The sequence below is a fragment of the Peribacillus sp. NPDC097198 genome (assembly GCF_044762055.1).
Taxonomy (GTDB): domain Bacteria; phylum Bacillota; class Bacilli; order Bacillales; family DSM-1321; genus Peribacillus.
The window spans coordinates 127,495-142,005 of the sequence record NZ_JBIWDO010000001.1; the positions used below are offsets into that span (position 1 = coordinate 127,495).

The 14,511-nt window shown below is 41.9% G+C and carries 19 protein-coding genes; 6 read left to right on the top strand and 13 right to left on the bottom strand.

Features of this window, described 5'->3' with window-relative positions; all coding sequences use genetic code 11:
• Positions 1-42: 42 nt before the first annotated feature.
• Both ACIQXQ_RS00650 and ACIQXQ_RS00655 read right to left on the bottom strand, forming a co-directional pair.
• Positions 43-192, bottom strand: coding sequence for a hypothetical protein (locus tag ACIQXQ_RS00650; RefSeq protein WP_402871020.1), 150 nt, complete (start codon positions 190-192; stop codon positions 43-45).
• Between the two features lie 368 nt (positions 193-560).
• Positions 561-923 (bottom strand): HesB/IscA family protein, encoded by a 363-nt coding sequence (locus ACIQXQ_RS00655; protein WP_402871018.1) that lies wholly within the window; start codon positions 921-923, stop codon positions 561-563.
• 203 nt (positions 924-1,126) lie between these two features.
• Here ACIQXQ_RS00655 and ACIQXQ_RS00660 point away from each other — a divergent pair, with 203 nt between their 5' ends.
• Positions 1,127-1,852, top strand: a complete 726-nt coding sequence (locus ACIQXQ_RS00660; protein ID WP_402954334.1) for a DUF2225 domain-containing protein — start codon at positions 1,127-1,129, stop codon at positions 1,850-1,852.
• Positions 1,853-1,922: 70 nt separating this feature from the next.
• Here ACIQXQ_RS00660 and ACIQXQ_RS00665 read toward each other — a convergent pair whose 3' ends face one another.
• Entirely contained in the window at positions 1,923-2,159 is a 237-nt protein-coding gene (locus ACIQXQ_RS00665) for a YuzB family protein (RefSeq protein WP_402871015.1), read from the bottom strand.
• Positions 2,160-2,462: 303 nt separating this feature from the next.
• Here ACIQXQ_RS00665 and ACIQXQ_RS00670 point away from each other — a divergent pair, with 303 nt between their 5' ends.
• Complete coding sequence (locus ACIQXQ_RS00670; RefSeq protein WP_402871012.1) at positions 2,463-3,530, top strand: NAD(P)/FAD-dependent oxidoreductase; 1,068 nt, start codon at positions 2,463-2,465, stop codon at positions 3,528-3,530.
• A 73-nt stretch (positions 3,531-3,603) separates the two neighbouring features.
• Here the strand turns inward: ACIQXQ_RS00670 and ACIQXQ_RS00675 are convergent, their stop codons facing one another.
• Positions 3,604-3,930 (bottom strand): YuzD family protein, encoded by a 327-nt coding sequence (locus ACIQXQ_RS00675; protein ID WP_402954337.1) that lies wholly within the window; start codon positions 3,928-3,930, stop codon positions 3,604-3,606.
• 154 nt (positions 3,931-4,084) lie between these two features.
• Between ACIQXQ_RS00675 and ACIQXQ_RS00680 the strand changes: the two genes are divergently transcribed.
• Positions 4,085-4,321, top strand: a complete 237-nt coding sequence (locus ACIQXQ_RS00680; RefSeq protein WP_402871006.1) for a NifU family protein — start codon at positions 4,085-4,087, stop codon at positions 4,319-4,321.
• A 169-nt stretch (positions 4,322-4,490) separates the two neighbouring features.
• Here ACIQXQ_RS00680 and thrB read toward each other — a convergent pair whose 3' ends face one another.
• The 5 genes from thrB to yutH form a co-directional block, all read right to left on the bottom strand.
• Positions 4,491-5,435: a homoserine kinase gene (thrB, locus tag ACIQXQ_RS00685; RefSeq protein WP_402954340.1), complete on the bottom strand. Its 945-nt coding sequence runs from the start codon at positions 5,433-5,435 to the stop codon at positions 4,491-4,493.
• Complete coding sequence (thrC, locus tag ACIQXQ_RS00690) at positions 5,432-6,493, bottom strand: threonine synthase (protein ID WP_402871001.1); 1,062 nt, start codon at positions 6,491-6,493, stop codon at positions 5,432-5,434. The genes thrB and thrC overlap by 4 nt, the downstream gene beginning before the upstream one ends.
• Entirely contained in the window at positions 6,490-7,788 is a 1,299-nt protein-coding gene (locus ACIQXQ_RS00695; protein WP_402871000.1) for a homoserine dehydrogenase, read from the bottom strand. The genes thrC and ACIQXQ_RS00695 overlap by 4 nt, the downstream gene beginning before the upstream one ends.
• A 177-nt stretch (positions 7,789-7,965) precedes the next feature.
• The gene (locus tag ACIQXQ_RS00700) at positions 7,966-8,883 is read right to left on the bottom strand and encodes an SH3 domain-containing protein (RefSeq protein ID WP_402954343.1); all 918 of its coding nucleotides are present in this window, start codon (positions 8,881-8,883) and stop codon (positions 7,966-7,968) included.
• Positions 8,884-9,002: 119 nt separating this feature from the next.
• Positions 9,003-10,004, bottom strand: a complete 1,002-nt coding sequence (gene yutH, locus ACIQXQ_RS00705) for a spore coat putative kinase YutH (RefSeq protein WP_402954346.1) — start codon at positions 10,002-10,004, stop codon at positions 9,003-9,005.
• A gap of 150 nt (positions 10,005-10,154) precedes the next feature.
• Between yutH and ACIQXQ_RS00710 the strand changes: the two genes are divergently transcribed.
• Positions 10,155-10,652, top strand: a complete 498-nt coding sequence (locus tag ACIQXQ_RS00710; RefSeq protein WP_402870991.1) for a phosphatidylglycerophosphatase A family protein — start codon at positions 10,155-10,157, stop codon at positions 10,650-10,652.
• Between the two features lie 81 nt (positions 10,653-10,733).
• Here ACIQXQ_RS00710 and ACIQXQ_RS00715 read toward each other — a convergent pair whose 3' ends face one another.
• Genes ACIQXQ_RS00715 through ACIQXQ_RS00725 form a run of 3 tightly spaced genes read right to left on the bottom strand, consistent with a single transcriptional unit; the run spans position 10,734 to position 13,284 of the window.
• Positions 10,734-11,501, bottom strand: coding sequence for a TIGR01457 family HAD-type hydrolase (locus tag ACIQXQ_RS00715; protein ID WP_402954349.1), 768 nt, complete (start codon positions 11,499-11,501; stop codon positions 10,734-10,736).
• Between the two features lie 24 nt (positions 11,502-11,525).
• A complete protein-coding gene (locus ACIQXQ_RS00720; protein ID WP_402870987.1) occupies positions 11,526-11,963 on the bottom strand; it encodes a DUF86 domain-containing protein in 438 nt (145 codons plus the stop codon).
• A 22-nt stretch (positions 11,964-11,985) separates the two neighbouring features.
• A complete protein-coding gene (locus tag ACIQXQ_RS00725) occupies positions 11,986-13,284 on the bottom strand; it encodes an EAL domain-containing protein (protein ID WP_402954352.1) in 1,299 nt (432 codons plus the stop codon).
• Positions 13,285-13,513: 229 nt separating this feature from the next.
• Between ACIQXQ_RS00725 and ACIQXQ_RS00730 the strand changes: the two genes are divergently transcribed.
• Both ACIQXQ_RS00730 and ACIQXQ_RS00735 read left to right on the top strand, forming a co-directional pair.
• Complete coding sequence (locus ACIQXQ_RS00730; RefSeq protein ID WP_402871339.1) at positions 13,514-13,780, top strand: DUF3055 domain-containing protein; 267 nt, start codon at positions 13,514-13,516, stop codon at positions 13,778-13,780.
• Positions 13,781-13,846: 66 nt separating this feature from the next.
• Positions 13,847-14,140, top strand: a complete 294-nt coding sequence (locus tag ACIQXQ_RS00735; protein WP_402870984.1) for a cytosolic protein — start codon at positions 13,847-13,849, stop codon at positions 14,138-14,140.
• A gap of 41 nt (positions 14,141-14,181) precedes the next feature.
• Here ACIQXQ_RS00735 and ACIQXQ_RS00740 read toward each other — a convergent pair whose 3' ends face one another.
• Positions 14,182-14,457, bottom strand: a complete 276-nt coding sequence (locus ACIQXQ_RS00740; RefSeq protein WP_230159383.1) for a YutD family protein — start codon at positions 14,455-14,457, stop codon at positions 14,182-14,184.
• Positions 14,458-14,511: the final 54 nt, after the last annotated feature.

A 14,511-nucleotide genomic window follows, 5' to 3' on the forward strand; every position in this document is an offset into this window, starting at 1 on the left:
AAACCCTAGGGAGATTTTAGTCTTCCTAGGGTTTCATTCATATTATTTATCTGTTTGTTTTTGCTTTTTTTTCAAATACTCCGCACGCAGATTTTCAATATGCTGCTTTTTATCAAATTTGGCAGTCGTCTGCTTTTCCTGATATCTTGTCACAGCTGCCTGGCCTTTGTAATCCAATTGATATTTTCCCACTATGTTCACCTACTTTTCCTGTCTTTAAAGAGAATCTATTCAATAAATATATCATACCTTATTTTTGTGAAGTAAACCTTATTACTTTATTTGTGTCCTGCTAACCTTCCATATATACGGTTCGTGCACACACGTAATACTAACATAGCAAGGGACTTTATGCTTTAATCGACAAAAGACGACGAATCCACATAAGCATTTCATTATCATTTTAGAATGCTCGCTTCTACGTGTTTATTGGATAAGTCTTTTATCCTGACATAAAAAGACGCCTCCCAACGTATCGTTACATACGTCAAGAAGCGCCAGATATAAACGTTGATATCGAATTAACTAAACGCTAACGATCACTGACCGTCAACCAACCATTAACAGTTCTCCGGCGTACCTTTTTCGGTAGCCGTCCTGAAGGAAGATCCACAACCGCATGACGCGATGGCATTAGGATTTTCAATCGTAAATCCTCCACCCATCATCGTTTGTTTATAATCGATGACCGTTCCATTCAATATGCTGGCATCCTCTTTGTCCACAAGGATATGGATCCCAAATTGCTCCAACTTCTCATCCTTCTCGCCAGGTTCCTGTTCCAACCCCATGCCATAGGATAATCCACTGCAGCCTCCGCCTTTTACAGCCACTCTTAAAAACGATCCCTCTTCTTCGTTTTGCTTCATCATTTCTTTTATCTGAAAAGCAGCTGCTTCCGTAATCTGAACAACTTCACTCATTATAAACCGCTCCCTCTCCTAAAGATGTGAGATAGAATCTTTCTTTACTTATAGTATATACCAAAGAAATTCCCCTGCTCAATTTTCCAGCTTGAAAAAAATTAAATGTTCCAGATCATTATCCCCCCACATTTCATGAAAAAACTAGATTAAATCGTGATTTATGGGTATAATTACCTGTGTAATTAGTCTTATAAGATTTTATGAAGGAGGTAATCTCTATCGAAGAATTACAGCCTCTATATGATAAAAGTATAGAATGTCTTCATTGTAAACAAACATCAACCACTAAGAAAATACGTTCACGCTTTATTAAAGTATCCCGTTATGACACTGATTTTTGTCCTATATATGAAAACCCGGACGCTAACGCCCTTTACTATTATATTCACGTTTGTCGACACTGCGGTTTTTCCTATTCTGAAGATTTCTCACGATATTTCCCACCTACCACAAAAGAAGTCATCGAAGAGAAAATCTGTTCTAAATGGAATCCCCATCATTTCAGTGATGTACGTTCCGTTGAAGATGCAATCAAAACCTATAAACTGGCCAGTTATTGCGGTTCCTTGAAAAAGGAGAAACATATCATCCTGGCCGGTATTCATTTACGGATTGCCTGGCTGTATAGATTTCAAAATAAACAGGAGCAGGAAAATAGGTTCCTACGACTTGCTCTTCAGGAATATGAAGCATCTTATTCATCAGGGGACTTCAGCGGCACGCAAGTATCGGAAGTCAGGATTTTATACCTTGCCGGCGATATATCCAAAAGAATCGGAAATACACAGGCAGCCATTAAATTTCTTTCCATGGTACTTGAAAGGCAAAAACACGCCAGGGAATCGTCCATTATCCAAATGGCCAGAGACCGGTGGCATGAAATCAAGGAAGAATCGGAAATGGGTGGTATCGCGGCAAATGCCTGAGGAAATGTATCCTCCACCAAAAAGGAGGCGGCCCAACATGTTATTCGGCTGCCTCCTTTATTTATGTCGATTAAAACATTTGATATTCATCAATAAATTTATATATATTTTTCACAAGTTCATCCGTTGTATCCCCAGAAACTACTTCACCATTAACAAGGGCATACAAAGAACTGGAACATTTCCCACAATATCCTAGGCAACCATATTCAATAATATCTAAATTAGGATCCTTCTCTAATCTTTCGAAAGCTTCCTGTGCCCCACTGGCCAGATTGCTTACACAGAACTCAATGATTGGATACATCGTTTCACCTCGCTGTCATTAACAGTTTATCCTAAACCTTTTCACATTAACAGTCAATAAATACGCACAAAAATACGCCGTTTTTAAGATATCGGTTGTGATTTACAGTTATATTCGTTATACTTTTGTCGGGGTATGTAAACAAGAAATCATATAATATTTTTATTATTCTACAAATTAGGCATATATTTATTCACATAATTCCATAGGATACAAATGGGGAATCCTATAGTAGGATAATTTATTTTCACAAGTGAAATACTTAACATTATTTCTAGAGATCAAACAAAGGGGAAAAAACATATGAAGAATTTAGTCATACTTGGTGGTGGGTATGGTGGTATGCGCATGTTACAAAGATTGCTGCCTAATCAGCTTCCTGAAAACGTGAGCATCACACTAATCGACCGCAATCCTTATCACTGCTTAAAAACCGAATATTATGCACTAGCAGCAGGTACTATTCCTGATCAGCACATCCGTGTTGCATTTCCAGAACACCCTCGCTTAAAGAACGTATACGGAGAAGTTCTTTCCATTGATATGGAGAACAAACAAGTCATTATCGAGAACCAAGAGCCCGTTGCTTACGACGATTTAGTTATCGGCCTTGGATGTGAAGATAAATATCACAATATTCCTGGTGCTGATACACACACATATAGCATCCAAACCATCGATAAATCACGTCGCACTTATTCAGCTTTGAATAATTTGGGCGCTGGTGCAACCGTATCAATCGTTGGCGGAGGCCTTAGCGGTGTCGAGTTAGCCAGTGAATTAATTGAAAGTCGTTCTGATTTGAACGTAAAGCTTTTCGACCGTGGACCACATATTCTATCTGCTTTCCCAGAAAGACTAAGTACGTTTGTCGAATCATGGTTTGATAAACATACCATCGAAATCGTTCATCATTCTAATATCACTAAAGTTGAACCTAACCTGCTTTATAATGGGGATGAAGCGGTTCATAGTGATGTTATTGTCTGGACAGCCGGCATACAACCAAGCAAGATCATTCGTGACATGGATATCGAAAAAGACCGTCAAGGAAGAGCCGTTCTTACACCACAGCATTTCCTTCCTACCAATGACAGCATTTTTGTAGTCGGCGACTGCGCTAGTTTGCCACATGCACCGAGTGCTCAATTAGCGGAATCTCAAGCCGAACAGATTGTTCAAGTTCTCTTGAAAAAATGGGCCAATGAACCACTTCCCGAAAGTTTCCCTCCCGTAAAATTAAAAGGGACATTAGGTTCTCTTGGGAAGAAACAAGGTTTTGGACTTGTCGCTAACCGTCCTATCACAGGAAGAGTGGCACGCCTAATGAAATCCGGAATACTTTGGATGTATAAATACCATAACGGTTAATCTAAAATTTCATGAACCTATTCTTGAACTGACTCAAAAAGCTGCTATAAAGCTTCCTCCTGGGTCAGTTTTTTCATTTCCCTTTATATCCGTAGTTCTCCATTAATTCCACAATTTTTTTCAGGTGAACGTTCCCTTCGGCCACAATCTCATCTTCAATGAGGACAAGTGGATAAAATAAATCTTCTTCGACCATCTTCGCCGCCATGTTTTTTTGCCTATCAACATCAGGCGGATTCAACATATCAATATAAGTAATGGAAAATGGTTGCTCTGGAAACTTTCGTGTCAATGCGGCTTGAAGCCATTCATATGTATCCTTCGAAGAGGGAAGATTAACACAACTCGCACATATTTGCGTCGCCCCATATACCTCTATTTCAATTTTTTTCTTTATCATCTGTTACCTCCACCATGTATTTTCTCTGTGCTTTTTGGAATCTTTTCCCTATTAATGACAGATTCGAAAAGAATAGATTTAATTTCCGCAAAGTTACAGTTGGATTTTTTACTATGTTCGCATTATAATATGATTAGGAAAGGAGTCGATTGCAATGTCTGACCAACAAATGGAAACACAAGTTCAAGATGTTCTAGATAAACTTCGTCCGTTTCTACTTCGTGATGGCGGTGACTGTGAACTAGTTGACGTAGAAGATGGAATTGTAAAATTACGATTACTAGGAGCATGCGGAAGCTGCCCAAGTTCGACCATTACTCTAAAAGCTGGGATTGAGCGCGCACTTCTTGAAGAAGTTCCCGGGGTAGTGGAAGTTGAGCAAGTTTTCTAATTAGCCTTTAATAACGGGTTGAGCATTCAACCATATTAGATACAACACATACAGACTAAATATATTTAGTCTGCTATAGAAATAAAGCTGACTCCGCTTTATCAGTCCTATCAATCCTTGATTGATACGGCTTAAAGGGAATCAGCTTTTTTACTGTTGCAATGAACATCTATGATTTATTAAAGCTCCATTCCTTCTTCTCTTCCTCTGATAGGATCGCCGTCTGGCTTCCATCATTGTCGACCCTCAGCTCTTTCACCTGAAAGTCAGGAAATGCTTCCTTCAAACTTCTTAGCAGTTGTGCTGTTTTTTCGCCAGACACTAGGCTGAGGACGGTCGGACCTGCTCCACTTAGAGCGGCACCATAGCCGCCTTCCCGACGTACAATTTCTTCGATTTCCGCTAAATGCGGCACTAAGCCAGCGCGATAGGGTTGATGAAATCGATCGTTCTGCATCATTTGACCGACAAGATTCCAGTTATTCGTCAAGATTCCCGCAAGTAGCACATTAGCTGCCGCACTTCCGCTTATTGCTTCTTTATACGGAAGTGTTTCGGGAAGGACATTCCTTGAATCCTCTGTAAGCAATTCAAAGTTAGGAATCACGGCAATGACATTTACCCCTTCTATCGGAAATGAAAGAACATCCGTTTTTTCATCCGTATGCATACCGACGACCAAACCACCATGAACAGATGCCCCTGCATTGTCCGGGTGTCCCTCAAAAGTAGAGGCATGTCTGTTTTTTTCCTCAGCTGATAAGTTCAGTTTAGCGACTAGATTCGCTAATTCAATCCCAGCTACGATGGCTGAAGCACTGCTTCCAAGTCCCCTGGCAAGCGGGATTTCACTAGAAACGGAAATCCGGCACGGTGACAGGTCTTTCCCATAATATGCCGCCGTTTTCTTTGCGATTTGAATGATGTAATTCGTGTCATCTTTCGGGAAAACGGACATTTCCTCAGAAAGCGGAATGACTTCCCAATGATTCGATAGGGATCCGTGTATCTCCAAGTACAATCCAAGGGCAAGACCGATTGAATCGAACCCGGGCCCAAGATTAGCCGTACTTGCTGGCACACGGATCAAAAACATCTCCGATTCCGCACTCATGCCTGGTTCACACCTTGTAAATGTTCTAAAATGATTTTTTCATCCATTGGTAGTAATGTCGGATGAATCGTGCTTGTATCGACAGCCACGTTCGGATCCTTCAATCCATTTCCAGTAAGGACAGCCACTACTTTGCTTCCTTTTTTGATTTCGCCGCTTTTTAATTGTTTATACACGCCGGCAATGGATGCACATGATGCCGGTTCAGCAAATACGCCTTCCTTTTTAGCCAGGAAGTGATAGGCTTCAAGGATTTCCTCATCCGTTACCTCATCAATTTTACCATTTGATTCACTTGCCGCTTCCACAGCAAACTTCCAGCTGGCAGGATTACCAATTCGTATCGCGGTTGCGATCGTTTCAGGGTTTTCAATGACCGCATCACGGACAATCGCTGCTGCCCCTTCGGCTTCGAACCCTCTCATTTCAGGTAGCCCTGTCTGTTTTCCTTCATTGTACTCCTTAAACCCTTTCCAGTACGCGGTGATATTTCCCGCATTCCCGACTGGCAATGCCAAAATATCAGGTGCAGATCCAAGCGCATCACAAATTTCGAACGCAGCCGTCTTCTGGCCTTCAATCCGATATGGGTTAACAGAGTTTACTAGAGTGATAGGTGAATGTTCGCTAAGGGACCGGACGATTTTTAAAGCTTGGTCGAAATTGCCTTCAATCGAAATGATCTCTGCTCCATACATAACCGCTTGAGCCAATTTACCCATGGCAATCTTTCCTTCTGGAATGACAACAATACAACGGATATTGGCACGCGCCGCATAAGCAGCAGCCGCAGCTGATGTATTCCCCGTGGATGCACAGATGATCGTATCACTTCCAGCCTCGATCGCTTTGGCAACAGCCATGACCATTCCACGGTCCTTAAATGATCCCGTTGGATTGGCTCCTTCGTATTTTACATGGAGCTCAATTCCCCACTCTTCTGATAAACGGTCCAATTTAATCAAAGGTGTATTTCCTTCTAAAAGGGATAATGCCGGTGTATCTTCATTTACAGGTAAAAATTCTCTATATTCGCTAATTAGTCCTTGCCAACTCATTTGTTGTCCTCTCCTTCTACACGGTATGTGCTTTTCACTTCTTTTACCATATTGTAATCATTCAATTCGTATTTAATTTGATCGAAAGCCGCCATTGGGGCTTTATGGGTAACCAATACAATTTCCGAGGACTCTTTTTCATCCAGCGGCAATTGTAGGATCTTATCGAAACCGACCCCATGCTCCGCGAATAAATTCGTGATCCTAGCTAGGACACCCACTTCATCCTGTACATGGAGTCGAATGAAGAACTTAGCCAGAATCTCCGTATGATCTTTTAATTGTTTCGGGTATTGAGGAGAAACGGCACTTCTCCCGTTCACGCCCAATCTCATATTCTTGATGACCGTTACCATATCCGAAACGACAGCCGTTGCTGTTGGTAGGCTACCTGCCCCAGGGCCGTAAAACATCGTTTCCCCCACTGCTTCACCATAAACGTACACTGCATTATACTCATTGTTTACAGAAGCTAGTGGATGTTCCTCCGGAAGCAAAGTCGGCTGCACGCTAACTTCGACCCTATCCCCCGTTCTAGTCGCTACGCCAATCAGCTTCATGGTATAGCCAAGCTTTTGGCTGTATCTCAGATCCTCTTCGGTTATTTCTGTGATCCCCTGCACTTCGACATCATGCAAGCCGATATTCATGGAAAAACCGAGAGTCGATAGGATGGCCATTTTCCGTGCGGCATCCAGTCCACCTACATCCGCGGTCGGATCGGACTCGGCAAAACCCAGTTCCTGAGCTTCTTTCAGCACGTCTTCATAAGCCCTTCCTTCTTTGCTCATCTTCGTTAGGATGAAATTTGTCGTTCCATTAACGATCCCCATCATTTTTGTGATCCGGTCCGAGGATAACCCATCAACTAAACCGCGCAATATCGGGATGCCCCCGGCCACGCTTGCTTCATAGAATAAATCACATTGGTTTTCCGTGGCTAACTCCAAAAGTTCCGGACCATACAGGGCCATCAGGTCCTTATTGGCCGTTACGATATTTTTTTTATTTTTCAAGGCTTTGATTAAGTATTCACGCGTTTCTTCAATTCCGCCCATCACTTCAATAACTAAATCGATTTCAGGGTTTGAAAGAATATCCTCCGGATTGGAAGTTAGCATACTGTTATCCACCGATACGAGTCGTTCCTTTGACGTATCTTTGACCAGTATCTTCTTAATGGTGATTGAGCAACCTACTTGGTGCATGAGCTTGTCTTGATGTCTCTCAATGATTTGTACGACTCCGGACCCGACAGTGCCCAGCCCCAATAATCCGATCGAGATGGCTTTCATTTTGGTTCCCCCTTAAAGTATCTGTTTTCCCCAAGAAAACATTTGTATTTGTATAGTAGACATTATATGTTTTATTCGTTCAATTATCAATAGTTAGAATATACAGTTTTCAATTCTTTTTCGAAGTCCTTGCTAGGTATGACAGGAAAAACCGACGTTTAAGGGCGAACCTCGTATTTATTTCACAGAGTTCAACGAATCATACGTCCCCATGATTATGTGCGGATTCTTCTCGGGATCCATCCACTTCAGCAAGCTAAGGACATTCGTCTCGGAAGTAGCTGTACAACCCGCTGTTGGCTTGTTTTCCCCTCTCCATATATGAAGGAAGATTGCACTGCCCTTTCCCTTGATGATCGGATTCCTATTATAATTGATGACGGCTCCATATTTATAAAGTTCATGGTTCATCCTTTCGAAAGATTTCCATTTCTCATACGGATTCTTTCCTTTATACGTGACCCACTTGTTATAGTCCTTGGACGCCGGATCATCGATCCAATAATCATACTTGGTTGTTTTCCGGTAATCCATCTTCACTTTATCTGGCTTGGATGTGCTTCCAAAGGCTGTTCCGAATGAATACATCCCGACAGGTGCTTTCCCGTCGCCCTCTTTCTTATTCTTCGTGAATCCATTCTTTCCGGTAACGCCCTTCATATCGCCTAAGGCTCGCCGCCATTCACCCTTCTTCTTCTCATAGGTTCGGATTGTCACCTTCATCCCACCCATGGTTTCGCCTGTGGCGGCTATGAGTTGGCTGATATCTTTCCGCTTATCCAATTTCTTGAGGATGGTCTTCTCGCCTGAGCTAAATACTTCCCTGGCATTTTTCATGGCAATATAACCAGTATGGTTGGAATGGCAAACCTTATACCAATTACCCGTCTTCCCAATGACCGATAACTCTTTATTTTTCCGATATGTCTCTAGTGTTTTACTGTCCGTCGATGCCGACTCTTTCAAATCCGTTGTCGTTTTAAGTACAATTTTGAACTGCGTCGCATCACAGCTGGTTTTGATTGTTGTCTTGGCAGAAACCGTAGCTGGAAAAACGAATAGGACAATCAATAAAGCCAGCATTGTACGTTTCATTGCATGCATCCTTTCTCCACTTGAACAAGTTTCGAAACCACTTATCGAACTATTCTAAAAAATCATATTATTATCATAACATAGTAAATGAGGTGGTATCATATTTCTTCCAGTTTTTTTTAAATCCAATCAATCTTCGGAAGGTTAAAATGGTTAACTGGAATTTCGGCCAAATCGTAAAACTGCTTGAGAAACGTCTCATACTTCTCCGATGTATTCGTGATGGAGGACAGCTTATCTTCCAATTCATTCGATCTTGCTTCTGATACTTTTGAGAAATACTCTTCAACTGCCTCAAAGTAATGAATGGGAAACAGCATTCTTGAATACAGTAAGCGTGCCGAGAAACTGGAGAATGGTTCAATGCCTTGATATTCACGAAAAAAGGTGTTGATGCCCCGTTGATGCGTATGCACATTTTGAAAATAATGCTCCCTCACCCATTCCGCGGCATCCCGTGTCCCATGGTCAAATACCCAATCAAACGGATTCTTCATCCACTTATTGTTCTTCCAGGTATCATTTAAAAACCGCTCATAACACACCGTACCGCTGTCTATAGGTTGTGGTGTATCATCGATTTCCGTGTCGACTAAATATTGAATCGCATTCTCACCTAGTACCATATAATAGGGAAAGGTTTCTACAAACATTTTTTCGAATGGGTTATCCGGATGGGCTTTTAATTTGTCCCTCCAAATGTTCTCCAGCTGATCGATTCTTTGCTCCCAAAGTTCTTTCCATTGGCCAATCCGTGAACAGGATCGAATCGTCTCCGTTATGGCTCTTCCACGTTGGTGGAACCTTGCTATGTGACGTCCCGGATTGAAATTTTTCGGCCCTTCCAAGTCCTCATTGGCAAGGAGGATAAATAATTGGTCCTCCGCTTCCGAAACAAAACTGCCGTGATTGGCAAGGACGAACGCTGAAACATGACGATCTCCTAGGGCAATCATGTGCTCAGCCATTCTATGGCGCTCTGCCAATTCCTCTTGTTCCCTGTCTTCTAATGGCACGATGCTGTAAATGAAAGGCCCGGAACGAAAGCTAGGAAACCGGCTATTGGCTTCCTCCCGCTCCACCTCGATTCCGTAATTATTAAAAATGATTTCTTCTATCATAGCGTTTTCCTCCCTTATCAAATGGATACAAACAAATTGGGCATCATATACTTATATATATGAGGAATACGCTCTTTTCTGAATAACTATCGATACCGAAAATTCACGCATGAAAAATTTATCCTATAACTATGGAGATTGGATGATGAAATGACTAATATAAAACAATCAATGTCTGAACAAACAGCTCGAAAATGGCTTGGTGAACGAGGAGTGAAAGTGGAGGATATCGCAGAGCTGGTCATGTATCTACAATCAAGCTACCATGAAGACTTACAAATGGCAGACTGCCTCCACAATGTTGAACGGGTCATTTCGAAACGCGAAGTGCAGAATGCGATCCTTACCGGCATCCAACTGGATATGTTAGCCGAAAAAAAACTGCTTGAAGAACCCCTTCAAAGCATCATTGAGATCGATGAAGGACTATATGGTGTGGATGAAATATTGGCTTTATCCATAGTCAATGTATACGGGTCGATTGGCTTCACCAATTATGGATTTATCGACAAGCAAAAACCGGGTATCCTAAAATATTTAAACGATAAAAGCACCGGCAAGGTCCATACCTTCTTGGATGATATCGTCGGTGCCATAGCCGCTGCTGCATCCAGCCGGCTCGCACATAGGGTCGAAAACGTGGAATGACGCCATAATGGTAAGCGGGGAGGAGCACGTAGGTTAAAACAAAAAAGATCCAGGTCTGCATCTGCAAACCTGGATCTTTTTTTATTCAAACTGCCATAAATCAAGGGTATCCACCACATAAGTCGGTTGTTTTTCGTATTCCTTTAACCGTTCCTTTGTCGTGACGCCCGTATGTACAAGTAAGGTATCAATCCCTGCATTAAGCCCTGCCAAAATATCCGTATCGTAATTATCGCCGACCATGATTGTCTGTTCTTTAGGCACACCTAATACCCTAAGGGCCTGCTCAACGATGACAGATTCCGGTTTACCGATGAAAATCGGCTGAACTTGCGTAGAAACGGAAACGACAGAAGTCAACGCCCCGTTCCCTGGTAAAAGACCCTGTTCGGTAGGAATGGCGATGTCGCCATTCGTCGAAATGAAAACGGCTCCATTTCTGACAGCAAGGCATGCTTTAGATAACTTTTCATAATTCACGCCACGATCAATGCCCATGACCAGGAAATCAGGATGTTCATCAACAAGTTTCATACCCTTTTCTCTCAACGCCTCGGTAATGCCTTCTTCACCCACGACATAGACGGACGCATTTTCCTTTTGTTCAGCAATGTAGTTTGCCGTCGCCATGCTTGTCGTGAATACCTGGGCATCGTCAGTCGCAATTCCGATACTGCGCAGCTTTTGGGCCACTTGCTCAGGTGTCCTGGATGAATTATTGGTCACGAATAAATAAGGGATGTCCCTTTTTCTTAACTCATTTATAAAACCGGCCGCTTCCGCTATTTGCTCGGTGCCACGGTACATTGTGCCATCTAAGTCAATTAAATATCCTTTATACGCCTTCATGCACATTCCCCCTATTTAACCAAATTAGTTTTTGAATGCTGAAACTGGGCCCAATTCGTTTAATAAATAGTTCCTTATTAACTCAGGGAATTGCTTGAATGCTTCAATGTTTTCCTTGAAAACGGTTAGGAGCACTGTATGATCCACTTCAATGAAGTCCTGAACGAGCATCTTTCTTAATGGCAATGCCTTTTTAAATTGTAAGGAAATCGGTTCGGTAATGACCTTTTCGTCTAGCAGGATATCGACAATATCTTCATAGCTACCTGGGTCACGCATAATGAAACCATCGATCATGGCATTCCCCGCATCCAATACGGAATCAATGGAGGTTTGAATGATTCTCTCGACACTATGTTCCATAAGTTTCCCGTTCCAGCTTTCCTGTCCTTCAAAAAGCTCCAATTGTTTTTCCAGATACTCTAAAATCCGTCCGATTTTTTGTCGGTCTACAAAGTACATACTCCCAGATCCTTTCTGACTCTTAAGATGATATAGAAATTTTATCTACAGTTGAAGGTCTAGCGTAGTAATACCCCTGCGCCAAATCAACCCTATTCCTTGATAATACCATAGCTTCTCCTATACTCTCAATTCCTTCTGCCACGACAACGGATCCTGTCTCCTTGGCAATCAGTAAAAGTCCTTTTAACATCGTTTCTTTCACGGCATTATGATCGATATTCTCGATGACCGATCGATCGATTTTAATGATCTCCGGCATGATTTCTATGATCGCGTAGAGACTTGAGTATCCTACTCCCGTATCATCCACCGCTAGACGGAACCCCAATTCACGTAACCCTCTAATGCTTTCAATGAATTCTTCTATATTTAGAATCGGGTCTCTTTCGGTAATTTCCATGACGATCTGATTAGCATGCACACCTTTGTATTTCTTGAGCATATCCTTTACTTCATTTACGAACCGGGGATCACTGAGCGTTACCGGGGTGAAATTGATAAACACATTCTGGGGGGACTCATTCTCGGAAATCTGTCTGAAGGACTTTTCCAAAACGATTTTCTCCAAATCATATAACCGTCCCGTCTGCCTGGCCACTGCGAAAAGCGCCAATGGGTTCTCGAGCTCTGTACCACGCGGGCCACGGGTCAGCACTTCATATGCCTTGATTTGATTGGTCGCCACATCAAAAATGGGTTGTGCCAGTAAGTTAATATTCCCATTCTCGATAATTTGATTAATCGATTCCCGCATTTCATTCATCGGTGATTCAGCTTCTGCCATGGTGACCGCTTGCCTATGCGCTTTATCAAGGGCTCCCTCAATCGAATAATGCTTATGCTCCACGAACATGTATCCTGTGTTTAAAGTGACCGCTTGTTCAGGGTTAACACTAAGCAACCTTTCTTTCACTTCCCTGGAAATGGAACGGATCAATTCATCCATATAGATCAATGATTTCGACGACCCTTTTATGTTCATTAGGAGAGTAATGCCGTCTGAATAATAGTCATGTATCGTCAATAGGTTTTCTTCCCGTACTTGATCTATTACAACCTTTTTAAATGCCTGTTTCAAACTGGTAATGAACTGGGGAAGTTCTTCGTGCTGGCCCTTTTCTTTAAGTTCGAGTAATTCTTTTACGTTAAAAACTATGACTGCCACTTCATAATCATGGGAAATAGCCGCTTCCACCGCGCGAACCACTGGCTTTCTTAGGGCGAACTGTGGCGGGTAGAACCGAAGTTTGGCTGATGAGGAAAATACCTTGAACCATTTTCCTAGTAATATATACCCTTTACCCTTTAACGATGTCATAGAATCTTCCTCTATTCCGGGTTATTTTTCCTATATTCTAACATAAATAGGGATTTTTTTAGCTTAAAACAGAAAAATTTTGTCGTTTTATCAGAAACTTCATACTAAATACTCATTTCTTGAAGAAACGGCAACTTGGCAGGCGACAAAAATGTCTGTTTCCCTATGGCAGCCGTTTTGTTATGATGATGGTACTACCAATTGCAGGCAAGGGGAAAGGTGTGATACTGTGGAAGATCGTTTTTATTTATACAATGATTTAGTTGATACGAAAACCAGGTTCATTAGTTTTATGGGAGAGGAATCCAGATATGATTTTGCCATTACGATGACCGACCGTTTTTATGGAAAAAAACTTGTGCTGAATATGCAGAGCAATCGTTTTGCCATTATCGGGCCGGATGATTTGGAAGAGGAAGGCTATCTTGAACATGCATTTTCACTGACAGAAGCGGAAGCGGAGGAACTTACCCACTTTTTAATGGAAATCATCTAAGTGCGCCGTTTTTTCTTAAAAGAGGGTAACCTACTGAATGTATGGAGTACATGAGGAGGGATTGCCTTGGATAAAAAAGAGGAAACATACCACGATTTTTCAACCGTGCAAAAACAACAGGACTTTCTAATTCCAGAAGAGTTTCCAGAGGGACCGTTCGGATCGCCCATTAATCAGGATGCTCCCGTTGAAAATAAAACCACGCCGTGGCTAGAAGGACAACGTTATCAGAGTGCATTCAATTATGAAAATAAATCGCTTCATGAAAACCTACAGCGGAAGTATCCCGGTGCTCATCCAACCCATGATGACCCGGAAAAACATATTCAACCTCCATATAAAGGGTACGGAAACTCATGATCGAGAGAAATGAAAAAGGCCAGAATCCATTCTGGCTCTTTTTACTTTTTAATTTTCTTTACGACGAAATACGGGCAACCAAAATTACAGTATTCATATAGATATTCACTGAGCGTGCTAATTTTCGTGTCAAAGGTGGCTTTCTGATTAGTGTCGTCGAAAAAACCGCGGAGTCTCAATTGACCGTAACCCCAATCCCCGACAATATAATCATACTTCGTTAATATCTCACTGTATCTTGCTTTAAATGCTTCTTCATTATAGCCTTCTCTTTCGTCTTCAATGATTTCATACGTCAGGTTATTGATGTTGATCATACGTTTCACCTCTTTAAAATGCATTCCTTCTTTAAATTATAACTGATTCCCCAT